Here is a 25,138-nt window from a genome sequence, read left to right as displayed (position 1 = left end):
AATCACGGCACAAAACCCTGCTCATTTGACCAAACCCAAGCGTTCGTGCCACTGCGCAATCGACTCCTCGGGATACAGCGCAAACTGCTTGTCCTTGGGCCTGGCATCCACTTCAACCCACGGCGCCTTCGACCCCAGCATCAAATGCGTGTGTTCCGGCGGTACCGGCAGCGGGGTATCGATGGCCGAGGCGAACGGGTGGATCAGCTCCGGCCACTCAGGGCTGAACAACCATAAACCGCTGCCGCACTGTGAGCAGAAATGCCGTTCGGCGCTGCTGCGGTGGGCGCGTTTGTCACCGGCACTTTTCATTTTCGCGTGGTAGATCGAGATATGTTGGCGACCCCGGACTTTCAGGCTGCTGGCGTCGCCGCCGAGGTTGATCGCATAGCCGCCCCCGCCCTGGGTCTTGCGGCAGATCGAGCAGTAGCAGCGTTGATAGGGGTAGGGATGGGCGCTGGTCAGGCTGAACGTGACGGCGCCGCAGTGGCAGGAACCTTCGAGGTGCATGAGGGGGCCTCCGGTTGGCTGAAGTGGTGCGGTTCAGCCTAGAAGAATTGTGTGAATGTGCCGACGGCATCGCTGGCAAGCCAGCTCCCACAGCGATTTATGGTGTGCGCGGCTTTGCCATTCGACACAAAACCCGTGGGAGCTGGCCTGTGGGAGCTGGCTTGCCAGCGAACAACGATAACGCGCTGGCACTGGACGCCCACCGCCAGCCCGGTCAGCATGTCCGACAAAAAAGGCACCCTCCCATGCGCAGACTCCCCTCACTGGCCGCCCTAAGAACCTTCGAATGCGCCGCGCGCCACGCGCATTTCGGCCGGGCAGCGGCGGAACTGTGCGTCACCGACAGCGCCGTCAGCCACCAGATCCGCCAGCTCGAAGAGCAATTGGGCGTGGCGTTGTTCATCCGTGAAGGCCGGCAGATTCGCCCGACCATCGCCGCCGGGCGCCTGATGCAGAGCCTGCAACAGGCCTTCGAACTGATCGGCGATGCCTGCGACGAACTGCGCGATCCGTCCTCGCTGGCCGTGCTGCGCCTGGCGGTGACCGCCGAGCTGGCGCAGAAGTGGCTGATGAGCCGCCTCAGCGATTTCTATGCGCGTTACCCGCACATCACCTTGCACCTCTACGAACAACCGATCGACGCCACGGCGCCAGGGGAAGACATCGACCTGGCGATCACCTACGGCACCGGCCCGGTGGACAGCAGCGCCTATTTCGTCCGGCCGTTGCCGGCGTTGCAGTTCTTCCCGGTATGCAGTCCCGGCCTGTTCAACCAGGGCATGCTGAAAACCCCGAAAGACCTGGCCCGGCATTGCCTGCTGCACGACGATCAGGACGGCAAGACCTGGACTGCGTGGCTGACCAGCCATGCCGGCGATCAACGCCCCGAGCGCCAGTTGTACTTCGCCCATGCCGGCCTGGCGCTGGAAGCGGCGGCGCAGGGGCAGGGCGTGGCAATGGGCGACAACCTCACCGCGCAGGAAGATTTGCAGAGCGGGCGGCTGGTGCGCCCGTTCACCTCGAGCATGACCGCCCTCGGCCAATACGCACTGGTTTGCGAGCGGGTGCGGCTGGAGCGGCCAGCGGTGTCGCAGATCCTCGAATGGTTCAACGATCAGTTGGCCGATTGATGAGTTGAATTCAACTGTTCCGAAATAATCATCGTTGGCGGGGCGCTCGCCCGCGACCGTAGCCTGTGGTCATTCCCATCCCCGAGACGAGGTTTGACCATGGCACGTTTGCTCGACACCACCCCGAAACAGGACGGCTTCCGTCTGCCCGGCGAATTCGAAGCCAAGGCCGGCTGCTGGCTCGGCTGGCCGGAGCGCACCGACGTCTGGCGCAACGGTGCGAAACCGGCGCAGAAAGTCTGGGTGCAGATTGTCACGGCGATCTCCCATAGCGAACCGGTCACCGTGTGCGCCTCCGCCGCGCAGTTCGCCACCGCCCGCCGCCAGTTGCCAGCGCAGGTGCGCGTGGTGGAAATGACCTGCAACGACACCTGGTTTCGCGACAGTGGCCCGTGCTTCGTGGTCAACGACCAGAGCGGCGAAGTGCGCGGCGTCGACTTCGAATTCAACGCCTATGGCGGCCTCGACGGCGGCCTCTACTACCCGTGGGACAAGGACGACCAGATCGCGAGCAAGATCCTCGAAATCGAGCGCTTCGACCGTTATCGCGCGCCGTTGATCGCCGAACTCGGCGGCATCCAGAGCGATGGCCAGGGCAGTATCCTGACCACCGAGCAATGCCTGCTCAACCGCAATCGCAACCAGCATCTGGGCAAGGCCGAGGTCACCCGACGCCTGACCGATTACCTCGGCGCCGAGCAAGTGATCTGGCTGCCGCGCGGGTGCAAGTTCGACGAAACCGACGGCCACGTCGACGATCTGGCGTGCTTCGTGCGTCCCGGCGAAGTGGTGCTGCAATGGACCGACAACCGTGATGACCCGCAGTGGGAGATCTACCAGGAGGCCTACGACATCCTGCGCAGCACCCGCGACAGCCGTGGCCGCGAGTTGATCGTGCACAAACTGCCGCAGCCCGACGTGCTCGAGTGGACCGCCGAAGAAGCCGACGGCCTCGACCAGCAGGACAGCACCCACACCCGCCAGGCCGGCACGAAGATCTGCGCGTCGTACATCAACTATTACGCTGGCAACCGTTCGATCGTGGTGCCGCTGTTCGGTGACCGCAACGATAACGTCGCCCTGGCCACCCTCGCCGAGCTGTTTCCGCAGCACAGGATCGTCGGCATCGACAACTCGCGGGAAATCCTCCTCGGCGGCGGCAACGTCGCGTGTATCACCATGCCGCAATACGCCGGCCGGCAAACAGGAGCCTGAGCATGCGCCTGCACAAACTGAGTAAAGCGTTACTGCTGGTGCTTGCACCCCTGTGTGTGCAGGCGGCCGAAACCGCCAGGCCGGTGGTCAATCTGTATATCTGGGGCGAGTACCTGGCCCCGGATACCCTGAAGAATTTCGAGGCGCAGACCGGCATTCATGTGGTCGCCGATCATTTCGATTCGCTGGAAACCGTAGAGACCAAACTGCTTACCGGGCGCAGCGGCTACGACCTGGTGCTGACCGCTGGCCAGCATTTGTCGCGGGCCATCGAGAGCGGCGCGATCCAGCCGCTGAACAAGCAACAGATTCCGCACTTTGCCGGGGTTGGCGAGGAATTCCGCGAGCACATGGCGGTGTTCGATCCGGGTAATCGCTACGCCGGGATCTATGCCTGGGGCACCACGGGCGTCGGTTATCAGGAGGAGGCGATCAGGCAGCGTCTGCCGGACGCGCCGCGCGACAGCTGGGCGATGCTGTTCGACCCGGCGGTGGTGGCGAAATTTGCCGATTGCGGGGTGAGTCTGCTCAACGATCCGAATGAAGTGTTCGCCGCCGTCATGAAGTACATGGGCCTGGACATCAACCGCCAGAGCCTCGACGACCTCAAGCTCGCCGAGCAGCAGCTGGCGAAGATCCGCCCGTACATCCGCTATTTCGACAACGACCTGAACATCAGCGACCTGGCCAATGGCAACACATGCGTGGCGATGTCGTGGAACGGCAACGTCGCCATTGCGGCGGGCCAGGCCGAGGCGGCCGGCAAACCGTTCAAGCTCACCTACCGGATTCCGAAGGAGGGCACGCTGATCTGGTTCGACGCCATGGTCATTCCCAAGGACGCACCGCACCCGCAGGCGGGGCTGGCGCTGATGGATTACCTGATGACCCCGCAGGTGATCGCGCCGATCACCGACACCATTCACTACGCCAATGCGATCACGGCAGCGGATGCGCTGATCGATCCGGCGATTCGCAATGACCCGGGGACGTATCCGCCCGAGGCGGTGAGGGCTTCGCTGTACAGCAAGAATGACAATGGCAAGGCGTTCAACCGGGCGTTGATTCGGGCGTTCAGCAAGTTGAAGTCCGGTCTCTGAAAAACACCCTTCATCGGGCTCGGTGCCCTCTCCCGCTCGGAGAGGGCCAAGCGGGCGGCGTGCCGCTCAGGGGTTCTTCGGCACCCGCCACAGATACCACGCCGCCACCGTCCGAAACGGACGCCAGGCCAACCCAAGCTCAATCATCTGCTTGCGCGTCGGCTGCACGTCCAGCCCCTTCAAGCGCCGATAACCCTCGCGCACACCGAAATCATCGGCGGGCAGGATGTCCGGGCGTTCCAGGCTGTAGATCAGCAACATTTCGACCGTCCAGCGCCCGACGCCGCGCAGGCTGACCAGACGCTCGATCAACGCCTCGTCAGCCAGCGCCAGCGCCGTGGCGTAATCCGGCACCACGCCGTCCAGGGTCGCCTGGGCAATGCCCTGGATCGTGGCGATCTTGCCCGCGGAAAACCCGCAACCGCGCAGTTGTTCAAACGGCGTCGCCAGGAGCTGCTCGGGACGCGGGAACGTCTGCCCGGCAAACAACCCCACCAGGCGCCCGACAATCGCATCGCCCGCCCTGGCGTGCAGCTGCTGATAGGCAATCGCCCGCACCAGCGATTCGTAAGGATCGCGCGTCGGGTGCGGCCGATGCAGGCACGGGCCGACCGCGGCGATGTGGCGTTGCCAGTCGGCATCGACCGCGGCGAGAAACGCGCTCGCCGCCTGATAGCGATCGGGCATGGTTACTTGAGCAAGCCGTTGACGTCGGCATAGCTCAGCGCCTGCCACTCGCGGCTATCGAGCCGGCCACTGGCGAGGAAGCTTTTCACCAGCGACGCCATCGCGCCGTAGAGACATTCGGCGATCCCGGAGCCGGCGCTCAAGCGGCGCACGCCCAGGGCTTGCAGCTCGGCCGGCGAGGGCAGGCCGGCGACACCGAGGACGTTGACCGGCAGCGACGTGCCTTTGCAGATCGCTTCGATTTCGTAGGCGGCGCTCACCCCGGCGGCGAACAGACCATCGGCGCCGGCGGCTTGATACAGGCGGGCGCGGTGCAGGGTTTCGGCGACGCGATCCTCGGCCGGCACCAGGCTTTTCAGGTAAACGTCGGTGCGCGCATTGATGAACAGCTGCACATTGCGCCTGGCGGCAACCTGCCGGGCCACTTCGATCTTGCGCACCAGCAGCTGCGCAGTGCCGCTGCCGTCCTCGATGTTGATCCCCACCGCACCGGCCGCGATCACCGCGTCGACGACCTCGGCGACCCGCCCGAGGTCATCGGAATAACCGGCCTCGATGTCCACGCTCAGCGGCACCTGGATCACTCGGGCGATGGCTTCCACGCTGCTGATCAACCGTTCGAGGGGCAGGGTGTTGCCGTCAGGGTAGCCGTGGGCCCAGGCCACGGCGGCGCTGCTGGTGGCGACGGCGGTGCCGCCCAGCTGTTCGACCAGTCGCGCACCGGTGGCGTCGGCGACGTTGGTCAGGATCAGCAAGTCCTGCTGGTGCAACTGGTGAAAGCGAGTATCGAGCGTGCTCATCGAGATCCCTTCTGGTGGTGGCTCAGAAAGCCAGTGGTTGCGTGAGTTGCACGGCGGCATTTTCCAGGCGCAGCAGAAACGCCTTGCGCGGCTGCCCACCACCATAGCCGGTCAGCGAGCCGTCCGCGCCAATCACCCGATGACACGGCACCACGATCGACAGGCGATTGTGCCCGTTGGCCAGGCCCACCGCTCGGCTGGCGCCGGGTTTGCCCAGCCGTGCGGCGATGCTGCCGTAGGTGCTGGTCTGGCCATAGGGAATCCGCTGCAGTTCGCCCCACACCTGACGGGCGAACTCGCTGCCGGGCAAGTGCAACGCCACCGTGAACTCGCTGAGTTTGCCGGCGAAGTACAGCGCCAGTTGCTGTTCGATCTGCTGCAAGTGAAGGTTATGCCCCGGCGCGACCACGTAGCCATGGCGGTTTTGCAATGCTTCGACCTCGCGGGTCAGCGCCGGCCGGTCAAGGAACTCCAGCAGGACCAGGCCCCGCCGTTCCGCCATGGCGATCATCGGCCCCAGCGGCGTCGTCAGGCGGGTGAACAGCAGCGGCTCGCTGGCCGCCGCGCGCCCGGGGGTGATGTGGAACGACTTCTGGAAGGCATCGCGAAAACCGCTGAGGGACTCATAGCCGGAATCGAATGCCGCATGGTCGATGGACGTGCCTTGCCTGATCCCGCCCAGGGCCATGCCGAGCCGACGGGTGCGCAGCCACGCATGGAAGGTCATGCCGAAATGCTGCTTGAACCAGCGCCGCAGTTTCAGCGGTTCGATGCCCTGGGCGAGCAGTTGCGCATCGCTCCAGCGCGTCTCCGGTTCAGCGTCCACCGCGTTGAGCAGGCGCTGCACCCAGTCCGGGGCGATGGCGGCGGCGTCCAGCGGTTTGCAGCGCAGGCAGGCGCGGTAACCCGCCGACAGGCAGTCGTCGGCGTGGGCGAAGAACTCGACGTTCTCCGGTTTCGGTTTGCGCGCCGTGCAGCTGGGGCGGCAGAAGATCCCGGTGGTTTTCACGGCCGTGAAGAACACGCCTTCGTAGGCGGTGTCGCGTTCGAGCATGGCGCGAACCATTTCGGCGTGGGGCGGCAGGACAGCGGTATGTATATTCATGGGCTGAGAGTAAATCCAGCTTTTCGATGGCTCCACCGAAAAATCGACAGTGAATTTTTGTGATTCTGCAGCACAATCAGTGGGTCGCTCGTCGAGGAACTCACAGCATGCATCCCTTCATCATCCAGCACATCGATCACATCGTCCTGCGCGTCGCCGACATGCAGCGCAGCATCGACTTCTATCAGCGGGTGTTCGGCGCCGAGGTGGTCAGGCGCAATGAAAAGCTCGGCCTGGTGCACCTGCGTGCCGGTACGTCCATGATCGACCTGGTCGATCTGCAAGGCGAGCTCGGCCGCAAGGGCGGCGGGGCGGCCGGGACCGAGCGGCGCAACGTCGATCACTTCTGCCTGCGCATCGAGCCGTTCGACGAAGCGGCGCTGCTCAGTCATCTGCAGTCCTGCGGCCTGGCCGTGGACAAAGCCGCCAGCCGTTTCGGTGCCGAGGGGTACGGCCTGTCGCTGTACTGCTTCGATCCGGACGGCAACCAGGTCGAGCTCAAGGGCCCGTCCGCCGCTTGACGCTCAGGCCCGCTTCGCCATCAGCAACACCGAAGCCGCCGCCGCCAGCAGCCCCGCGCAGCAGCGGTTGAAGAGACGCTTGCCGCGCGGCTCGGCGAACCAGCGGCGCATGTGCAGGCCCATCCAGGCGTAGGCGCTGATGGCGATCCATTCCAGCAGCAGGAACAACACCCCCAGCACCGCGAACTGCGGGCCCATGGCGCGGCCCGGATCGATGAATTGCGGCAGGAACGCGGTGAAGATCAGGATTGCCTTGGGATTGCCTGCGGCTACTAAAAACTCCTGACGCGCCAGGGCCAGAAGCCCGTTTGCCGGTGCTGCAACGGCGCCTTCGGCGGCAGGATTGGCCCGCCACAGCTGCCACGCCAGATACAGCAGATACCCCGCACCAACAATCTTGATCGCATAGAACAACAGTTCGGACGTTTGCAGCACCACCGCCAGCCCCGCCGCCGCGAGGGCGATCATCCCGGCGAACGCCAGCAAACGACCGATCCCGGCCATGCAGGCGCGACGATAGCCGTAGCGGGTGGCGTTGCTGACCGACAGCAGGTTGTTCGGCCCCGGCGCCATGTTCAGGGCGAAACAGGCCGGGAGGAAAAGGGCGAGGGTGGCGAGATCCATGGTGCGGGCTCCGGTGGTGACAGCGGTTTTTTATCACGGCGCAGGGCCCGCTGTACCGTACAGTCAGGCGCGAGTGTCGTGGTACAGCCGGGCGCAAACAGCGGCATCGACCAATGCGCGTTGATCGGCGTTTTCGAACTTTATGGCACTTTGCTAACTCGAAAACGGACACAAAGACTGTGTTTGGTCAGAAAAAACCACCTTTACAGTCAGAAAAAACGCCATGTCGTGTTAGATTCACGCCACGTTTTTTCACCCCCCATGGCCGCAGGCGGCCCACTGTACGAGCGACATAGATGCAAGCAAAGGCCCGTGAGGTTTATGTGCCACCGGTGCTGCAAGATCTGCGCTCCGGCACCGCCGAACTGCACATCGCACTGGAAAAACGCCTTCCCTTTTTTTCCGATTCTCTTGATTTGCGCGCTTTCGAGCGGCTGATACGGGCTTATTACGGCTTTTATCTGCCGCTGGAGCAGGCGTTGCAGGACAGTCAGGCGCTGCCTGGCGACTTCGACCTGACGCCGCGCCTGAAGGCTGCCACCCTGCGTGGCGATCTGCAGGCGTTGGGCGTGTCCACTGCCATCCCGATGTGCCCGCAGCTGCCGCTGATCGACTCTGCCGCCGCGTGCCTGGGCGTGTTGTATGTGCTCGAAGGCGCGACGCTGGGCGGGCAGATCCTGCGCCGCGAGATCGCCGCGCGGCTGGGCCTGGACGCCGGCAACGGCGCGGCATTTCTCGACGTCTACGGCGCCGCCACCGGCCGCCGCTGGCGCGACTTCATCGAATACCTGGGCAGCCGCCCGCTGACCGCCGCCGAACGCGCCGCCGTGGTCGCGGCAGCCTACTCCACTTTCAGCTGTTTCGAGCGCTGGCTCGAAAGCCAGGAGGTTCTGCTATGAACCCGCAAGACAAAGAAGCGTTTGAACAATTGCTGGCCAACTGCGCCGACGAGCCGATCCGTTTTCCTGGCGCGATCCAGCCGCACGGCCTGCTGCTGACCCTGAGCGAGCCCGACCTGACCATCGTGCAGATCAGCGCCAACGTCGAAACCCTGCTCGCGCGCCCGGCCCACGAGATGATCGGCCAGCCGCTGGATGCGTTGCTCGGCGCCGAGCAGGCCGGCGAGGTGCGCCAGGCGCTGCAGCAACCGTTGCTGTCCGATGCGCCACCGCTGCACTTTCGCCTCAACGGCACGGCGTTCGAAGGATTGCTGCACCGCCATCAGGGCGTGTTGATCCTCGAACTGGAAATCCATGTCGAAAACTTCCAGCCGCGCAACATCGCCGGTACCGAAACCCACCTGGGGCGCATGCTCCAGCGCCTGCAAGCGGCCAAGACCCTGCAAGCGCTGTACGACATCAGCGTCAAGGAAATCCAGGCCATGACCGGTTACGACCGGGTGCTGATCTATCGCTTCGAAGAAGAGGGCCACGGCCAGGTCATCGCCGAAGCGTCCGACCCGTCGATGGAAGTCTTCAACGGCCTGTTTTTCCCGGCGTCCGACATTCCCGAGCAGGCGCGCGAGTTGTATCGCACCAACTGGCTGCGGATCATCCCCAATGCCGACTACGAGCCGGTGCCGCTGCTGCCCAAGCTGCGTCCGGATACCCAGACCCCGCTCGACCTGAGCTTCGCCACCCTGCGCAGCGTGTCGCCGATCCACTGCCAGTACATGAAGAACATGGGCGTGCTGTCGTCGATGAGCATTTCCCTGCTCAAGGGCGACAAGCTCTGGGGCCTGATCAGCTGCGGCAACCGCGAGCCGTTGCATGTGCCGCACGAACTGCGCGTTGCCTGCCAGACCATCGGCCAGGTGCTGTCGCTGCAGATCAGCGCGATGGAAGCGCTGGAAGTCAGTCGCCAGCGCGAAGAGAAAGTCGAGGCGCTGGCGCTGCTCAATCAGGCGATGATCGACTCGCCGCAGAATGTCTTCGACGGCCTGGCCAATCAGCCGCAAGTCCTCATGGCGCTGACCAACGCCGGCGGCATTGCAATCATCGAAGACAAGCAATTGCACCGTTACGGCAACTGCCCGGAGCCGGAAGACATCCGTGCCCTGCACAAATGGCTGCAGGAAAGCGGCGAGCCGGTGTTCGCCAGTCATCATCTGGCCAGCGTCTACCCGCCGGCCGCGCAGTATCAGCAAGTGGCCAGCGGCGTGCTCGCCATGAGCCTGCCGAAACCGGTGGACAACGGCGTGCTGTGGTTCCGCCCGGAGGTCAAGGAGAACATCAACTGGAGCGGCGACCCGCGCAAACCGCTGGACCTGGAAAACTCTGACGCCGGCCTGCGCCTGCGCCCGCGTACGTCGTTCGAGATCTGGAAGGTCGAAATGGCCGGGATCTCCACCAAGTGGAGCCACGGCGATCTGTTTGCCGCCAACGACCTGCGCCGCTCGGCACTGGAAAACGACCTGGCGCGCCAGGTGCGCCGCGAACAGGAAGCGGTGCGCGCCCGCGATGAGCTGGTGGCGGTGGTGTCCCACGACCTGCGCAACCCGATGACGGTGATTTCCATGCTCTGCGGCATGATGCAGAAGGCCTTCAGCTCCGACGGCCCGCACACTTCGCGACGCATCTCCACGGCCATCGACACCATGCAGCAAGCGGCCGGGCGCATGAACACGCTGCTGGAAGACTTGCTCGACACCTCGAAAATCGACGCCGGACGCTACAGCATCGCCCCGCAGCGGCTCGACGTCGGGCAGATGTTCGAAGAGGCGCAGGCGTTGCTGGCACCGCTGGCGCTGGACAAGGACATCAGCATCTCGTTCGCGGCCGATCCCGACCTGACCATCCATGCCGACCCGGAGCGGCTGTTCCAGGTGTTGTCGAACCTGGTCGGCAACGCCATCAAGTTCACCCCGCGCCTGGGCACGGTCGGCGTGCATGCGACGTCGGTGGGCGACGACATCGTCTTCACCGTGCGCGACAGCGGCGAAGGCATTCCCAAGGAACACCTGCCGCACGTGTTCGACCGTTACTGGACCGTGAAGGAAGGCAACCCGACCGGCACCGGTCTCGGTCTGTACATCACCCAGGGCATCGTCGAGGCCCATGGCGGGCGCATCGAGGCCGAGAGCGAGCCGGGGCAGGGCAGTGAGTTCCGCTTTACCGTGCCACGCCTGGACTGAACGAGCGGCTCAGCATTGGGGGGCCTGCAACATGGCCACCCATTCTGCGGCGAATCGATGGCAGTCGCCGGGCCAGCGCGCCGTGAGCAGTCGTCCGTCGCGCACCACAAATCCCGCTTGCGGTTGCTGCGCGCAATCGCGTCTGGCGATCAGCGGCCCGCGTATGAAATCGGATTGGCTGGCCAGTGCGGTTTTCACTTCCGCTTCGACGGTCTGCCGGTAGGTGCGGTAGTAACGCCCCAGCCACAACGAGGTCAGCAGCCATGCCGGCAACTCCATGGTTGCCGCCAGCAACGCCGTCACCTTGCGCCCGAACAACAGCGAACGCCCGGTGTCGGGATCGAGCGTGCGTGCCAGCAACAGCACGCCATGACACACCGCCGCGACGGGTTTTTCGGCCTTGAAAAATTGCAGGGCGATCTGCTGGGCCTGCTTGGACTCCAACAGCGTGCGCATGCCTTTGGCATGACCGCCGGGGATCAGCAGACCGTCAAAAGCGTTCGTGTCGACAGCGGCATACGCCAGTGGCTGCCTGAACGCATCGGACTCGATCATCTGCGCGTAGCTGTGCAGATCGGCCTTGCGCGTCATCAGCATCGAATTCAACAGACCGAAGCCGATATCCACCAACCGTGGGTCGGCGTGGGCAGGCAAGCCTTGGGGCGTGGCAAAGCGTACTGCGATGCCCGCCTCGCGCAGCGCCTGCCAGGGCACGCTGCTTTCGGTGGGATCGTAATCGGCAGAGGGCAGCAGAATCAAAATCATCGAGGACAGACTTCCAAGTCGAGAGTAATCGCCTGGCCATAGCGTAGTGGGTCTGCGCGTGCGGGGGTAATTTCCTTCAATACCGCCCGCTGTGTGCTGGCTACTGTGGGCGCCTTGTTCCTCGATTTGAAGCAGGTGTGCGATGAGTCTGATTGTGTCGATGGCGGCGTTTGCCCTGGTCGCGTCCATTACCCCCGGGCCGGTGAATATCGTCGCGTTGAGTTCCGGCGCGCAATTCGGCTTTCGGGCCAGCCAGCGGCATGTGGCCGGGGCGACGCTGGGGTTTGTGCTGTTGCTGGTGTTGATGGGCCTGGGCCTGCACGAAGTGCTGACGCTGTGGCCGTCGTTGACCCGCGTGGTGCAACTGGCCGGCGTTGCGTTTCTGCTGTTCATGGCCTGGAAACTGGCCGCGGATGACGGGCAGTTGAACAGTACGGATTCGGCGCGCGCGCCGTCGATGCTCTACGGCGCGGTGATGCAATGGCTCAACCCCAAGGCCTGGCTGGCCTGCGTCGCGGGCATGGGCGCGTTTGTCGCCGATGGCGAGGCGCGACTGGTCTGGCAGTTTGCGGCGGTGTATCTGGTGATCTGTTATCTGTCAGTGGGCTGCTGGGTGTATGCCGGGACGTTTCTGCGCGGCTACCTGAACAACCCGGCGGGGATGCGCCTGTTCAACCGGAGCATGGCGGCGTTGCTGGCGTTGAGTGCGGGGTATCTGTTGTTGCCGTGAGGCTGGCGGCCCTTGGGTTTAAAGGTGTTTGAGGTAGCGTCCGGCAAACCAGAACGCCTTGCGCCTTTGCCTACGTATTGCGCCAGAATTCGCGGATTTGTTTGTCTTGAGTGCCGGCTGTCGAGGATTGTGCAACTGATTATGCTCGGATAACTGGTGGTGAATCGGACGCTGAACGATCTAGAGGTGGCGGCAGAACCTCGAGCCTGAGCGTTGAAATTGAAGCGGCCCTTTACGGGGCCGTTTTTGCGTCTGCGGGAACACCGCTCAACAGCGACCATTCGTCTTGAAATTACGCTCACCTGTCAGATCTGACAGGTGACGGTTCTCTTCTATCGCGGTGTGATGGGACTCGTCCCGAAGATGGCTTCTCACCGTACGCCAGGAGAGCAACATGAGCATTAACATCAATTCGACACAGATCAGCGCCTTGCTCAAATTGTATCCGATGGCGATTCCGGGCGCGGTAGAAAACCTGCTACCGGAAGGAACGTACCACCTTGGCATTCCTGAGAGTATTCATTCGCCGTCCACCGCCCTCGGCATGGTGATCGACCCTGTCACGTTGTTTTCCACCGACTTTGCAGCGGGTGATTCGGTAAGGCTGTGGGCCAACGGCCAGGCGACATCTGTGATCAAGCCTATAAAACCGGGCGAAGAGCAGGATCCTATTTGGATGGAGTTGCCTTGGGGATGGTTGAAGGATGGCCTCAATACTCTCTACTACGAAGTCACCCGGATCAGCGGTAATAAAAATAAGTCCGATCCGATACTGAACCTGCTGTTCAACAACCCGGTTTCCGATATCACGGCCAGCCATCCGCCCATCATCAGCCCCGGGCAGCCGGCCACCTTCACCCTCACGCGTGCCTATCCGCGCGCCTATGACGTGATGACGCTGACCGTGGGAACGTGGAGCAAGACAATTTCCAGCGTCCATCCTGCCGACCCGGTCACATACACCCTGACGACCACTGACCTGCAGCAGATCGGTGACGGTACCCGCACGGTGAGCGCGATGGTCATCGATCAACTGAGTAACAGTCACGTGTCGCCGACGTCCTCTATCGTCATTACCGGCAACACACTTGTATTACCGCCTCCCACCGTCAAGGGACAGACAGGCAACAATTTCGATTCGACCTTGCAGAATGTCGAAGTATGGGTGCCTCAGGGCACTCTTCTGCCCACTGACGAGATCCACGCCAATTGGGAGGGCGCGATCAGTGCGCCGGGCGCGTCCTTCACCAGTCCGAAACGACTGGTCAGTGCCGGGCTGACGTTCGTGGTACCGCGTTCGGTACTCGCCTATAGCCTGGGCAAAGTGGTCAATGTTACCTACGTCATCAAACGCAATGGCGTTACGACCTCATCGCAAGTCCTGCCATTGAATATCCTGCCATTGCCGGTCACGGCGCTGATCCCGCCGAAAATCGTGGAAGCGGATGCCAATAACGTGCTCGACGTTGCCGCACTGGGTGCCCGGAACGCCACGATTCATGCTTTGCTCTGGACGCTGATTGCCGATGGCATGCCGTGCTGGCTTTCGTTGGAGGGCAAGAAACCGGACGGTTCAGCGCATAACCTGGCCTTGTGGGAGGGGCTGCCGGCGCGGGTCAATCCGCTGTGGGTCAGCCAGGGTTTCTGGCCTGAGGCGTTGCTGAACAGTTACCTGAAGCAACTGGGAGATGGCACCTCACTGCGCATCAAGTTTGCAGTGTCGATGGACATGAGCAATGTCAGGGCGACGGCAGTGGAGTTTCCGGATCGGGCTTACACGATCAAGGTGGTGGCCGTCGTCAACGCAACCATCACCAAGGTGAACGAGAACACCGCCACCGGTGCGCTCGTTGCGAATGGCGGGTCAACCACGGCGACCACCCTGGTGATCAGCGGTACGGCGAGTCCGGGTCAACAGGTTGAGGTGCGCAATCACAATACTGTACTCGACACGGTCCCGGCCAATGCTCAAGGTATGTTTTCTTACTCTCATTTGTCAGCTTTGCCGGGAGCGCGCAGATATACGGCCAAGGGACTTTACGGTTCGGAGGTAGTATCGCTACCTTGGACGGTGAATGTATTTGCGTACGGTACAATTGCAGTTCCCCAATGTCGGCACCTGGCTATCAATTCCAGCGGCACACGTCTCTTTGTCGCAAGTGCTCCAGGTTTTCCCTCTCCGCACCATGCGACACTCATTGATACGGTCACCCGGGAAGTAATCAAGGTTCATCAAACTACCTATCCCACGTTCATCACGGTGCATCCTGATGACAGCAAAGTATATTTTAACGATCAGGCGAACCTTGTTGAGATGGATTCAAGCAACTTTACAGTTATTCGCACACAGTCAGATGGCTTGAATAGATATCCGTATGACATGGAAATTAATCCCGATGGAAAATATTTTTATGCGATCTGGCAGCTGCCAGACACTACATTTGGTGAGTTGGCAATTTACAATTCTTCAAATTTTCAGATAGTTAAAAGAATCAACTTGCAAAGCTCCGTTTATGAGATTGCTGTAAGTAGAGACGGTAGTCGAGTATATGTAATTAATGTTGGTGGCGATGAGGAAAGCGTCAAGGGTTCGGTTTCGGTTGTTGATGCTCGCAGTTTGAGCCTTATTAAGCACATCGACGTAGGTTCTCGTGTTTATTCAATAGGAGTGAGCCCAGACGGAAATTTTGTTTACGTGCTCTTGGAAAATCTCAGGTCATTTGTCGTGATAGATACACTAAGCCTGGTTGTCGTTCGCACTGTTACGCTGGAGGCCACAACCTATGCGTTTGCGGTGGGGGCGGATGGCAAGTTTATTTATCTCAGTGTCGGAACCAAAGTAATGAAAATGGATGCTGTAACTTTCAATAGTGTGTCAATTTGGGAGAAGGTAACGTTTTATGCAGTTGTGGTGAGTCAGGATCAGAAGATGTTGTATGGGAGTAATTCTCAGGAGAACTTGATTTATGCAATCCCTATTGGCTAGGTCGGAAAATGGAAAATTGAGGATCATTTATTTGTCCGTGGCAAATGAGGGTCAGTAACTTTGCCCGTTACACTCACTGCCCATAGCGATGAGCGCCGTTTTATATTTCACCCCCGATACTGCCCCGGCGTCGCCGCCAGATGCTGTTTGAACGCCCGTTGAAAATGCGCCTGATCGGCGAAGCCGGCCTCCAGTGCGACGTCGGCGATCAACTGGCCGCGGCGCAGGCGTTCGCGGGCGAACTGGATGCGCTGGTTGACCAGGAAGGCGTGGGGTGTCATGCCGTAATGCTGCTTGAAGGCACGGATCAGGTACGACGCCGACAGCTGCGCGGCGGCGCAGATGTCCTCGAGGCTGAGCAGCTCGGTGCAGTGTTCGCGGATGTATTCGGCGGCGCGCTGCAGTTTGCAGTTCGGCTCGCGTAGCGCGGGTTGCGCCGGGTTCAGGCGCAGTTGTAGGTCGCTGAAGAACTCCACGGCCGCGCTGTGTTTGCGCAGCACGTCCTGTCGGGCGTCGACCAGCACGCTGTAGAACGTTTGCAAGTCATGGAACAGCTGCGCATCGCTCAGGTGCGTGGTGGAAAAGCGCCGAAACGTAAGGTCTGCGCCGAACCCCATCTGATGCTGCAAATCCGTCAGCCAGGGCGTTTCGACGTACAGCATCAGGTACGACCACGGCTGGTCATTGATCGGATTGCAGGCGTGGACGTCACCCGGGTTCATCAACACCACGGTGCCGGCGGCGACTTCGAATTGCGCGTGCTCGTGTACGTACGTGCTGCGGCCGGCGGTGATCGCGCCGATCGAAAAGTGCGCGTGGGAATGCCGGGAATAACAGACTTCGCGGCCATCGGCGATGGCCCGCGCTTCGATGAAGGGCAGGGCCTCGTCGCGCCAGAAACGCGGGGCTTGTTCAGGTTTTTTGGCGGCAGCGTGCTTCATCTTTTTATTCCCGGCGGGCCAGGGCTGGAGTGTATTAGCTCTGGCCGGCAAAGGCTCGCTCGAGTTCGGCGATGTCGAGTTTTTTCATCCCGAACATGGCCTGCATGGCCCGTTGGGCCTTGGTCTGGTCGGGGTCGGTGATCATGTGCATAAACGCGACCGGTACGATTTGCCACGACACGCCGAACTTGTCCTTGAGCCAGCCGCATTGCTGCGCTTCCACCGGTCCGCCGGCACTGAGATTGCCCCAGAAGTGATCGACTTCTTCCTGGTTCTGGCAATTGACCTGAAACGAAATGGCTTCACTGAATTTGAACTGCGGCCCGCCATTGAGCCCGGTGAACGTCTGGCCGTCGAGTTCGAAACTGACCGTCATCACCGCGCCTTCGGGGCGGCCGTGGAATTCCTGGCCGACCTTGCTGTAGTGGGTCAGGGCGGTGATTTTCGAGTGATCGAAGATCGCGCAGTAAAACTTGGCCGCCGCTTCGGCCTGGTCGTCGAACCACAGGCACGGCGTGAGTTTCTGGAAGCGTTGCATGGCAGTCATCCTCGGCAGGTTAGACAGGCTGGATTAACAGCGTAGTCAGTCCTTGCTCGACTGGCGGGGCCGTGGATCGAATGGTCGGCGTCCGCCGCAATGGTGGTGTAGTCATAGTGACTCTCTTGCAAGTCAAAATGACTTTAAACCAGCTGAGTCAATATGACTCCACAGAACGCAATGTACTGATTTTCCTCACTTAAAAAACTGGCACGACAGTTGAAAGGGTTGACGTACCCACTGAACCGCTCAGGAGTACGAAACCATGTTCGCTTTCTTCGAGAGTCCGCTTAACGTCCTGCACCTGTCGAGCAAGTTGCTGGGCGCCGGCCTGGTCATGCTGCTGGCCGGGATCTACGGCGCTTACCTGTACGCGGGCGCCATGCCGATAGCTGCGCTGGTGGCCCTGCACGCTATGACCATCATCGGCCCGACGCTGCTGAAGATCGGCTACGTGATGCGCTTGTTGGCCCAGCATCGGTTGGGGCAGCGCCGCGCGCGGGTTGCGGCGGCATAGGTTTCAGCGCCGGGGCTCGGCCACCAGGAGCAACGACTGCGGCAGCGCACTCTGCGGATGCTGCGGCTCCTGCAGGCTGGCCAGTTGAAAACCGGCCATGTCCAGCGCGTTGAGCCAGCTCGCCAGGGTGCGGAAGTACCAGGGCATCGGTTGCCACTGGCCTTTGAAACCGGCGAAAGCCTCTTCGCGCCAGCCATCCTGATAATCGCCCCCGGCGACCGCCCACGGATGCAGGGTCTGGATCACCAGCGCCCCGCCGGGAGCCAGCAGGGCATGCAGGGTGGCGAGCAGCGGGATGATGTCCTGATGCAGCAGGGAAAAATTGGCGCAGATCAAGTCGAAGTCGCGGCCGATGTCGACCTTTGCGTCGAGCAGATCCTGGTAACTGGCCACATGCACGGGCGCAGAGCCGGCCGCGCGCGCCGCGTCGACCAGCGTCGCATCGCCATCGACGCCGACGCTGCTGATTGCGCGGTCCGCCAGCGCCCGGAGCAGCCAGCCTTCGCCGCAACCGAGGTCGAGCACCCGCTCGGGCTGGCGGCTCATGATCGCCAGCAGGATCGCCTGGTCGGTAACCTGCAGGCGACTGTCGATCGCACCGCTGCGGATGGCGTCGATCCAGGATTGCGCGTTGTGCTGCCAGCTCTGCAGCAGCGTGGCTTCGGGGGAGGGCATGGCGATCTCCGCGGGGGTGGGGTGACGCCAAGGATAGGCCAAATCGCAGGCGTGTCAGCGGATGGCCTGCTCCTCGGCCGGTTGCGCATCGATCAGGCGAATCCTGTTGCGCCCGCCGCGCTTGGACTCATACAGCGCGGCATCGCCTTGCTCGATCAACGCCGCGAGGTGTGCCGGTGGCTGGACAAACCGCGTGGCGCCAATGCTCAGCGTCACGGCGGCGGGGGTGGGGAAGGTCTGCGAGGCTTGCTGATGAAACTGGTCGCGCAAACGGCTGCCCAGTTCGACCACATACTCGCGGGAGGCATTGCTCAGCAGAATGACGAATTCGTCACCGCCCAGGCGGGCCGCCAGCGCCTCTTTCGGCAGTGCCGCGCGAATCATTTCACTCAACGCGATCAGCAAGCGGTCGCCGGCCGTGTGGCCGTAGAGGTCGTTGACCAGTTTGAAGTTGTCGATATCGATCAGCAGCAGGGCCCCGGGGCGCGCGCTGGAGACTTCCGCCAGCAAGCGCCGCGAACGATCTTCGAGGGCGCGGCGGTTGTACATGGCGGTCAATGGGTCACGGGCGGCCAGGCGGGCGATCTGTTTCTCCCGGCGGTAACGCTCGGTGCCGGTCATCGACAACGCAATGAGCATGATCGCCATTGCGCCTTCGACCAGGGAAATCTGAATGATCTCGCCCCGGAACGCGGCCAGATCGATCAAGGTGCCCGGCACCACCGCAGTGATTGCCTTGGCCAGGTAGAACAGGCCGTGGATCAACAGCACGTAGCACAGTTGCACGGCGCCCACGCCCAGTGACTTGCCATGCGGACGCAGTAGCTGGCTGGCGCGCAACATCAACAGGGCAATCAGCAGCGAGTTGGCCATCAGCATGATCTTCGACCACGACGGCTCGTCGGGTAACAGCAGCAGGCTCAGCCAGACCAGGAACACCAGGTACCAGGCACGCGACAGGCGCGTCTGGGTGAACCGTGTCACGCCCAGCAGGAACAGCCAGTGCGCAACCACCAGTAAACCGTTGGCGAACCAGATGCCGATCAGCGGATAACCATTGGCGCGCAGCAGGGCCAGGCTCGAGCCGACGGTGATGGTGGCGAAACCGGCGCTCCAGAACAGCAGGGAGGATGCGCGGATGCTGCGCCATTCGACCGCCAGGTACAGGGCGGCCGCCGCGGCCAGGGCGGTGGAAATGGTCAGCATCGTGAGAGGATCGAGCGCCATGAAAGAACAGGTCTGCCTGAATAGTATTAATGGGCCACGATTGTAAGCGTTCCCCCCTTGAGCTGCTATTTTCACTCACCGGATATTCCATTTTCAGGCGAGGTGTCCCATGGGCCGATTGACCGGCGGTTGTCTGTGCGGCGAGGTGCGGATCGAGGCGTCAGGGCGACCCTACAGGGTTGGCGTTTGCCATTGTCTCGATTGCCGCAAACACCATGGCGCGCTGTTTGCCGCGTCGGCGATCTTTCCCGCGGCAGCGGTGACGATCAGCGGCGAAACCCGCGACTATGCCGGGCGACACTTCTGTCCGCGTTGCGGTTCATCGGTGTTCGGCCGCAGTGGCGACGAAGTCGAGGTGAATCTGGGCGCGCTGGATGCAGCGGATCAGTTCAAGCCCACCTATGAGCTGTGGACGGTGCGTCGCGAGTCGTGGCTGCCGGCCTTTCCATTGGCCCGACACTACGAGCGAGACCGCCAGGCAACGGGCCGAACTGAAGAGTAGCCGGGGTCAGGCAGGGTGCCTGACCCCGGCCACCACGATCAACCGCGAATGAACGCCAGCAGATCCGCGTTGATCGTTGGCGCTTCGGTGGTCGGCATCCCGTGGGGGAAGCCCGGATAAATCTTCAGCGTGCTGTTTTTCAGCAATTTCGCCGACAGCACGCCAGCGTTTTCATAGGGCACGATCTGATCGTCGTCGCCGTGCATCACCAGCACCGGGATCGAAATGCTTTTCAGGTCCTCGGTGAAGTCGGTCTGCGAGAAGGCGACGATGCCGTCGTAGTGGGCCTTGGCGCCGCCCATCATGCCTTGGCGCCACCAGTTCAGGACCACCGCTTCCGAAGGTTCGGCACCGGGCCGGTTGTAGCCGTAGAACGGGCCGGCCGGCACATCGTGATAGAACTGTGAACGATTGGCCGCCAGTTGCGCCTGAAGATCGTCGAACACCGATTTCGGCAAACCGCCGGGGTTGCTCTCGGTTTTCACCATCAATGGCGGCACGGCGCTGATGATGGCGGCTTTCGACACCCGATCTTCGCCATGCCGGGCGATGTAATGAATCACCTCGCCGCCACCGGTGGAGTGTCCGACATGCACGGCTTTCTGCGTGCCCAGATGGTTGACCACCGCCGCCACATCGTCGGCGTAGTGATCCATGTCGTGGCCGTCCCAGACCTGGCTCGAACGCCCGTGACCTCGGCGATCATGGGCCACGACGCGGAAGCCCTGTGCGAGGAAGAACAGCATCTGCGCGTCCCAATCGTCGGCGCTGAGGGGCCAGCCGTGGTGGAAGTGGATCACCGGGGCGTCTTTCGGGCCCCAGTCCTTGTAGAAAATTTCGACGCCGTCTTTCGTTGTGACATATCCCATGTTCGTTACTCCTGAAAATGCGGAACGTAAACCTGAGGGGTTAGGACAAGCGTTATCAACTCTAGGATTGAAGTGCACTTCAAGGTCAAGCAGGTTCCGAACGGTCATCGTCGCGGCATGGCTGCCGTGAGGCGCTGCGGCAATGACCGGTGGTCGCGACGGCTGGTCGTCGGGGCAAAATGCGCTTAGCTGAAAGGGATAAGCCGAGGCGTGCGCAGCCATCGCGAGCTGTGCCGCGCCCTTCAGAACACCGTGAGTCTGAGGAAGTCCCCCGATGCTGACCTTGAACATCAATGGCAAGGATCAGGAGCTCGATGTCCCCGCGGACATGCCGTTGCTCTGGGTCCTGCGCGACGTCGCGCACCTGACCGGCACCAAATTCGGCTGCGGCATGGCCCAGTGCGGCGCCTGCACCGTGCATGTCGACGGGGCGCCGCTGCGCGCCTGTATCACCCCGGCCACCGCCGTCGCCCATGGCCAGAAGATCCTCACCATCGAAGGCTTGTCGACCGACGGCTCACACCCGGTGCAGCAGGCCTGGGCCGAGCTGGACGTGGTGCAGTGCGGCTACTGCCAGTCCGGGCAGATCATGTCGGCCGCCGCGCTGCTGGCGAAAATCCCCAAGCCCAGCGACAGCGACATCGACCAGGCCCTCTCCGGCAACATTTGCCGCTGCGGCACCTATCCACGCATTCGGGCCGCGGTAAAACGCGCCGCCGAGCTCGGTTGAGCCGGCGCGGGGAGAAACTTGATGAACAGTTCTGTATCCCGTCGCGCTTTTCTCAGGGGCAGCGCGCTGCTGGGCGGTGGCCTGGTGGTGGCGTTCGTCGTTCCCGGCGGCCATCGCTTTGCCCTGGCGGCCGAGAATGAAGGCAAGGTGTTCGCGCCGAATGCGTTCCTGCGCATCGCCGCCGACAACAGCGTCACCGTGTTGCTGGGGCACTCGGAAATGGGCCAGGGCATCTGGACCGGCCTGACCATGTTGATCGCCGAGGAACTCGACGCCGACTGGGCGAAGATCCGCGTCGAGCACTCGCCGGCCTCGGCCGCCGACTACGGCATGCCAGGTTTTGGCGGCATGCAGATCACCGGCGGCTCGACCTCGACCTGGATGGAGTTCGACCGCTACCGCCTGGCGGGCGCTACGGCGCGGCAGATGCTGGTCGAGGCCGCGGCCAGGCGCTTCGAGGTGGCGGCCTCGACGATTCGCACCGAAGCAGGCGTGGTGATCGCCGGTGACAAGCGCGCCACCTACGGCGAACTGGCGGACGCCGCCGGGCAATTGCCGGTGCCCGATCCGAAATCGATCACCTTCAAGGAGGCCAAGGACTGGAAAGTCATCGGCAAACCGACCAAGCGTCTCGACACCCCGGAAAAAATCACCGGCCGCGCCAAATTCGGCATGGACGTGCAGTTCGATGGCCTGATGACCGCGATGGTCGCCCGCGCACCGGTGTTCGGCGCCAGCGTGAAATCCTTCGAAGGTGCGCAGGCGCTGGCGATCCCGGGCGTGCATAAAGTGGTGCAAGTGCCGACCGGGGTGGCGGTGATCGCCGAGCATTACTGGGCGGCGAAACTCGGTCGCGATGCGCTGAAAGTCGACTGGGACCTTGGCCAGCACGCGGACCTGAGCAGCGAAAAACTCCTCGCCGAGTTTCGCAAACTCGCCGCCACGCCGGGCACTTCGGCCGCTCAGGCCGGCGACGCCAAGGGCCAATTCGCCAAGGCCGGGAAGAAAATCGACGTCGAGTACAGCGTGCCGTACCTGGCTCACGCACCGATGGAGCCGCTCAACTGCACGGTGAAAATCAGTGCCGAGCGCTGCGAGATCTGGACCGGCACCCAGTTCCAGACCCTCGATCAGATGGTCGCCGGCAAGATCACCGGGCTCAAGCCGGAACAGGTGGTGATCCACACCGAATTTCTCGGCGGCGGGTTCGGCCGGCGCGCCAACCCGACCTCGGACTTCGTCGCCGAAGCCGTGCAGGTGGCGAAGGCGGCGGGGTTGCCGGTGAAAACCGTGTGGTCGCGCGAGGACGATATCCGTGGCGGCTACTACCGTTCGATGTTCCTTCATCAGGCGCGAATCGGCCTCGGCGCCGATGGCCTGCCGCAATCCTGGCAGCACGTACTGGTCGGCCAGTCGATCATGGCCGGGACCATGCTCGAGGCGACCATGGTCAAGAACGGCATCGACCAGACTTCGGTCGAGGGCGTGGCCGACAGCCCCTATGTCAAGGGCCTGGCCAACCATCAGGTCGAGCTGCATTCACCGCAGACCGGCATCAATGTGCTGTGGCTGCGTTCGGTGGGGCACAGCCACACCGCGTTCGTCATGGAGTCGCTGGTCGACGAAATGGCCACGGCGGCCGGCAAGGACCCGGTGGAGTACCGGCGCACGCTGCTCAAGGAACATGCACGGCATCTCGGCGTGCTCAACCTGGCGGTGGAGAAGGCCAACTGGCAGGCGCCGCTGCCCGACGGCCATGCCCTCGGCGTGGCGGTGCACGAGTCGTTCGGCAGCTATGTGGCGCAGGTCGCCGAGGTCTCCCAGGACAATCTGCAGATCCGCGTGCACCGGGTGGTGTGCGCGGTGGACTGCGGGATTGCGGTCAACCCGCAGAGCATCGCCGCGCAGATGGAGTCGTGCATCACCTTCGGCCTCGGTATGGCCCTGCACAGCAAACTGACGCTCAAGGACGGCCAGGTGGTGCAGTCCAACTATCACGACTATCAGGTGCTGCGCCTCAACGAGATGCCGGTGGTCGAGGTGCACATCGTGCCCAGCACCGACAAACCCGGCGGCATCGGCGAGGCCGGTGTGCCGCCCACTGCGCCGGCGGTGGCCAACGCGGTGTTCGCCCTGACCGGGCAGCGCCTGCGCGAACTGCCGCTGCAACTGTCGGGGGTGTGACATGAAACGTCATCTGATGCTGGGAACGGTACTGCTGCTCGGTCTGGGCGGGTATGCCTCGGATCTGTTCGCCGACGACCAGCAGGCGCTGCAAGCCTTCGGCACGGTACAGAAAGTGTTTCAGAGCCCGCGTTGCCAGAATTGCCACATTCCTGGCGATTCGCCGCTGCAATTCGACGCCGGCCTGCCGCACGCGATGAACGTGGTGCGCGGCCTGGACGGCAAGGGGGCCGCCGGGTTGCCGTGTGCGACCTGCCACGCCGAAAGCAATCCGCCGGCCAGCTACGGCCCTCACGCGCCACCTGGCGCGCCGCACTGGAGCCTGCCGCCGGCCGCGCACAAAATGGCCTGGATCGGCCTGCCACCGGATCGCCTCTGCGCCATGATCAAGGACCGCGCCAGCAACGGCGATCGCGACTTCGCCGCGCTGCTCAAGCATGTCAGCGAGGACAAACTGGTGCTGTGGGGCTGGAACCCCGGAGCAGGGCGTGCGCCGGTGCCGGTGCCGCACGATATTTTTGTTACCCAGTTCAAGCTTTGGGCAGATGCCGGCGGGCCATGCCCGGTGGCGGGCAGTTGAAGGTGGGTGGCGGCTGAGAATCACGCTACTCTAACGGCCACTGACCCCGATGGAGTGTGTGATGCTGGCCCCGAGCAAACCCGTCAACGAAGCCGCGCGCATTCAGGTGCTGCATGGCCTGAATGTCCTTGATTCGGCGCCCGAAGAGCGCTTCGACCGGCTGACCCGCCTGGCCAAGCGCCTGTTCAACGTACCGATTGCGCTGGTCACGCTGGTGGACAAGGATCGCCAGTGGTTCAAGTCCTGCGTCGGCCTCGACGTCAATGAAACCTCGCGCGATGTGTCGTTCTGCGGTCACGCGATCCTTCAGGACGAACTGCTGCTGGTGCCGGACGCCAAGCAGGACGAGCGCTTCCACGACAACCCGTTGGTGACCGGCGCGCCGAATATCCGTTTCTACGCCGGCTATCCGCTGACCGTGCCCAATGGCAACAAAATGGGCACGCTGTGCCTGATCGACACCCAGCCCCGCCAACTCGACGACGAAGAACGCGCCTTGCTGCGCGACCTGGCCGGCATGGCCGAGCAGGAGCTGATGGCGGTGCAGATGGCGAGCATGGACGAGCTGACGCTGCTGTCCAACCGGCGCGGTTTCAAGACCCTGGCCCAGCACGGGCTCGACGCCTGCAAGCGCCTCGACAGACCGGCGACGCTGCTGTTTTTCGATCTCAACGACTTCAAGCAGATCAACGATCTCTACGGCCATGCCGAGGGCGACAACGCGCTGAAGACTTTCGCCGACGTGCTGCGCATCGCCTTTCGCGAAAGCGACGTGGTCGGGCGCCTCGGTGGCGATGAGTTCGTCGCGTTGCTGACCGGCTCCAGCCATGTCGAAACCACGGCGATCATGGCGCGGCTCAAGGAAATTCTCGACGAGCGCAATGCCATGCTGCAGCGCGGTTATGACATCCGTTTCAGTGTCGGCCAGATCGAATACGACCCTCAGCGCCATGACAACGTGGCGACCTTGCTGGCGGATGCCGACTCGGCGATGTATGCGCACAAGCAGGCATTGAAGCGACGCTAGGGTCTGGCGCCGGCGCGGATGATCCGCGTCGGCCGTACCGCA

The 25,138-nt window shown here is 62.7% G+C and carries 25 protein-coding genes; 14 read left to right on the top strand and 11 right to left on the bottom strand.

What is annotated here, in order from left to right:
• Positions 1-21: 21 nt before the first annotated feature.
• Positions 22-510, bottom strand: a complete 489-nt coding sequence (locus tag QRN70_RS04480; protein WP_285416007.1) for a GFA family protein — start codon at positions 508-510, stop codon at positions 22-24.
• A gap of 245 nt (positions 511-755) precedes the next feature.
• Between QRN70_RS04480 and QRN70_RS04475 the strand changes: the two genes are divergently transcribed.
• The 3 genes from QRN70_RS04475 (at position 756) to QRN70_RS04465 (ending at position 3,955) form a co-directional block, all read left to right on the top strand.
• Entirely contained in the window at positions 756-1,640 is an 885-nt protein-coding gene (locus QRN70_RS04475) for a LysR substrate-binding domain-containing protein (protein WP_285416006.1), read from the top strand.
• Between the two features lie 99 nt (positions 1,641-1,739).
• Positions 1,740-2,855, top strand: coding sequence for an agmatine deiminase (aguA, locus tag QRN70_RS04470; RefSeq protein ID WP_285416005.1), 1,116 nt, complete (start codon positions 1,740-1,742; stop codon positions 2,853-2,855).
• A gap of 2 nt (positions 2,856-2,857) precedes the next feature.
• Positions 2,858-3,955, top strand: coding sequence for an extracellular solute-binding protein (locus tag QRN70_RS04465; RefSeq protein ID WP_285416004.1), 1,098 nt, complete (start codon positions 2,858-2,860; stop codon positions 3,953-3,955).
• A gap of 66 nt (positions 3,956-4,021) precedes the next feature.
• Here the strand turns inward: QRN70_RS04465 and QRN70_RS04460 are convergent, their stop codons facing one another.
• The 3 genes from QRN70_RS04460 to QRN70_RS04450 are packed head-to-tail and all read right to left on the bottom strand — an operon-like array spanning position 4,022 to position 6,547.
• Positions 4,022-4,642 carry a DNA-3-methyladenine glycosylase family protein gene (locus QRN70_RS04460; protein ID WP_285416003.1) on the bottom strand — a complete coding sequence of 207 codons (621 nt, stop codon included), beginning with the start codon at positions 4,640-4,642 and terminating at the stop codon, positions 4,022-4,024.
• A 2-nt stretch (positions 4,643-4,644) separates the two neighbouring features.
• Positions 4,645-5,442 (bottom strand): isocitrate lyase/PEP mutase family protein, encoded by a 798-nt coding sequence (locus QRN70_RS04455; protein WP_285416002.1) that lies wholly within the window; start codon positions 5,440-5,442, stop codon positions 4,645-4,647.
• 22 nt (positions 5,443-5,464) lie between these two features.
• Positions 5,465-6,547 (bottom strand): bifunctional transcriptional activator/DNA repair enzyme AdaA, encoded by a 1,083-nt coding sequence (locus QRN70_RS04450; RefSeq protein ID WP_285416001.1) that lies wholly within the window; start codon positions 6,545-6,547, stop codon positions 5,465-5,467.
• Between the two features lie 107 nt (positions 6,548-6,654).
• Here QRN70_RS04450 and QRN70_RS04445 point away from each other — a divergent pair, with 107 nt between their 5' ends.
• A complete protein-coding gene (locus QRN70_RS04445) occupies positions 6,655-7,068 on the top strand; it encodes a VOC family protein (RefSeq protein WP_285416000.1) in 414 nt (137 codons plus the stop codon).
• 3 nt (positions 7,069-7,071) lie between these two features.
• Here the strand turns inward: QRN70_RS04445 and QRN70_RS04440 are convergent, their stop codons facing one another.
• Positions 7,072-7,692 carry a LysE family translocator gene (locus QRN70_RS04440; RefSeq protein ID WP_285415999.1) on the bottom strand — a complete coding sequence of 207 codons (621 nt, stop codon included), beginning with the start codon at positions 7,690-7,692 and terminating at the stop codon, positions 7,072-7,074.
• Positions 7,693-7,988: 296 nt separating this feature from the next.
• Here QRN70_RS04440 and QRN70_RS04435 point away from each other — a divergent pair, with 296 nt between their 5' ends.
• Together QRN70_RS04435 and QRN70_RS04430 are read left to right on the top strand one after the other, a co-directional pair.
• Positions 7,989-8,591 carry a biliverdin-producing heme oxygenase gene (locus tag QRN70_RS04435; RefSeq protein WP_285415998.1) on the top strand — a complete coding sequence of 201 codons (603 nt, stop codon included), beginning with the start codon at positions 7,989-7,991 and terminating at the stop codon, positions 8,589-8,591.
• Positions 8,588-10,825, top strand: a complete 2,238-nt coding sequence (locus QRN70_RS04430; RefSeq protein ID WP_285415997.1) for an ATP-binding protein — start codon at positions 8,588-8,590, stop codon at positions 10,823-10,825. Before QRN70_RS04435 ends, QRN70_RS04430 begins: the two co-directional genes overlap by 4 nt.
• A gap of 9 nt (positions 10,826-10,834) precedes the next feature.
• On the opposite strand, the gene QRN70_RS04425 is transcribed toward QRN70_RS04430, so the two are convergent.
• The gene (locus QRN70_RS04425; RefSeq protein WP_285415996.1) at positions 10,835-11,590 is read right to left on the bottom strand and encodes a type 1 glutamine amidotransferase domain-containing protein; all 756 of its coding nucleotides are present in this window, start codon (positions 11,588-11,590) and stop codon (positions 10,835-10,837) included.
• A gap of 142 nt (positions 11,591-11,732) precedes the next feature.
• On the opposite strand from QRN70_RS04425, the gene QRN70_RS04420 reads away from it, so the two are divergent.
• The gene (locus QRN70_RS04420) at positions 11,733-12,320 is read left to right on the top strand and encodes a LysE family translocator (RefSeq protein WP_285415995.1); all 588 of its coding nucleotides are present in this window, start codon (positions 11,733-11,735) and stop codon (positions 12,318-12,320) included.
• Between the two features lie 394 nt (positions 12,321-12,714).
• Positions 12,715-15,306: a YncE family protein gene (locus QRN70_RS04415; RefSeq protein ID WP_285415994.1), complete on the top strand. Its 2,592-nt coding sequence runs from the start codon at positions 12,715-12,717 to the stop codon at positions 15,304-15,306.
• A 107-nt stretch (positions 15,307-15,413) separates the two neighbouring features.
• Here QRN70_RS04415 and QRN70_RS04410 read toward each other — a convergent pair whose 3' ends face one another.
• Together QRN70_RS04410 and QRN70_RS04405 are read right to left on the bottom strand one after the other, a co-directional pair.
• Entirely contained in the window at positions 15,414-16,247 is an 834-nt protein-coding gene (locus tag QRN70_RS04410; protein WP_285415993.1) for an AraC family transcriptional regulator, read from the bottom strand.
• 34 nt (positions 16,248-16,281) lie between these two features.
• Entirely contained in the window at positions 16,282-16,785 is a 504-nt protein-coding gene (locus QRN70_RS04405) for a VOC family protein (protein WP_285415992.1), read from the bottom strand.
• Between the two features lie 265 nt (positions 16,786-17,050).
• On the opposite strand from QRN70_RS04405, the gene QRN70_RS04400 reads away from it, so the two are divergent.
• A complete protein-coding gene (locus tag QRN70_RS04400) occupies positions 17,051-17,302 on the top strand; it encodes a transmembrane sensor/regulator PpyR (protein WP_285415991.1) in 252 nt (83 codons plus the stop codon).
• Between the two features lie 3 nt (positions 17,303-17,305).
• Here QRN70_RS04400 and QRN70_RS04395 read toward each other — a convergent pair whose 3' ends face one another.
• Positions 17,306-17,977, bottom strand: a complete 672-nt coding sequence (locus QRN70_RS04395) for a class I SAM-dependent methyltransferase (protein ID WP_285415990.1) — start codon at positions 17,975-17,977, stop codon at positions 17,306-17,308.
• Positions 17,978-18,031: 54 nt separating this feature from the next.
• On the bottom strand, positions 18,032-19,204 hold the full coding sequence (locus QRN70_RS04390; RefSeq protein WP_285415989.1) for a GGDEF domain-containing protein: 1,173 nt from the start codon (positions 19,202-19,204) through the stop codon (positions 18,032-18,034).
• A gap of 109 nt (positions 19,205-19,313) precedes the next feature.
• On the opposite strand from QRN70_RS04390, the gene QRN70_RS04385 reads away from it, so the two are divergent.
• Entirely contained in the window at positions 19,314-19,706 is a 393-nt protein-coding gene (locus QRN70_RS04385; RefSeq protein WP_285415988.1) for a GFA family protein, read from the top strand.
• Between the two features lie 38 nt (positions 19,707-19,744).
• Here the strand turns inward: QRN70_RS04385 and QRN70_RS04380 are convergent, their stop codons facing one another.
• The gene (locus tag QRN70_RS04380) at positions 19,745-20,575 is read right to left on the bottom strand and encodes an alpha/beta fold hydrolase (protein WP_285415987.1); all 831 of its coding nucleotides are present in this window, start codon (positions 20,573-20,575) and stop codon (positions 19,745-19,747) included.
• A gap of 274 nt (positions 20,576-20,849) precedes the next feature.
• On the opposite strand from QRN70_RS04380, the gene QRN70_RS04375 reads away from it, so the two are divergent.
• From QRN70_RS04375 to QRN70_RS04360, 4 genes are all read left to right on the top strand, one after another.
• Complete coding sequence (locus QRN70_RS04375) at positions 20,850-21,305, top strand: (2Fe-2S)-binding protein (RefSeq protein WP_285415986.1); 456 nt, start codon at positions 20,850-20,852, stop codon at positions 21,303-21,305.
• A 21-nt stretch (positions 21,306-21,326) separates the two neighbouring features.
• Entirely contained in the window at positions 21,327-23,489 is a 2,163-nt protein-coding gene (locus QRN70_RS04370) for a xanthine dehydrogenase family protein molybdopterin-binding subunit (RefSeq protein WP_285415985.1), read from the top strand.
• Between the two features lies 1 nt (position 23,490).
• A complete protein-coding gene (locus QRN70_RS04365; RefSeq protein WP_285415984.1) occupies positions 23,491-24,069 on the top strand; it encodes a hypothetical protein in 579 nt (192 codons plus the stop codon).
• A gap of 61 nt (positions 24,070-24,130) precedes the next feature.
• Entirely contained in the window at positions 24,131-25,096 is a 966-nt protein-coding gene (locus tag QRN70_RS04360; RefSeq protein ID WP_285415983.1) for a sensor domain-containing diguanylate cyclase, read from the top strand.
• Positions 25,097-25,138: the final 42 nt, after the last annotated feature.

Source organism: Pseudomonas sp. efr-133-TYG-5 (genome assembly GCF_030209175.1).
GTDB lineage: Bacteria > Pseudomonadota > Gammaproteobacteria > Pseudomonadales > Pseudomonadaceae > Aquipseudomonas.
The sequence above is the reverse complement of the archived record's forward strand: the minus strand, read 5'-3'. Positions and strand labels throughout refer to the sequence as shown.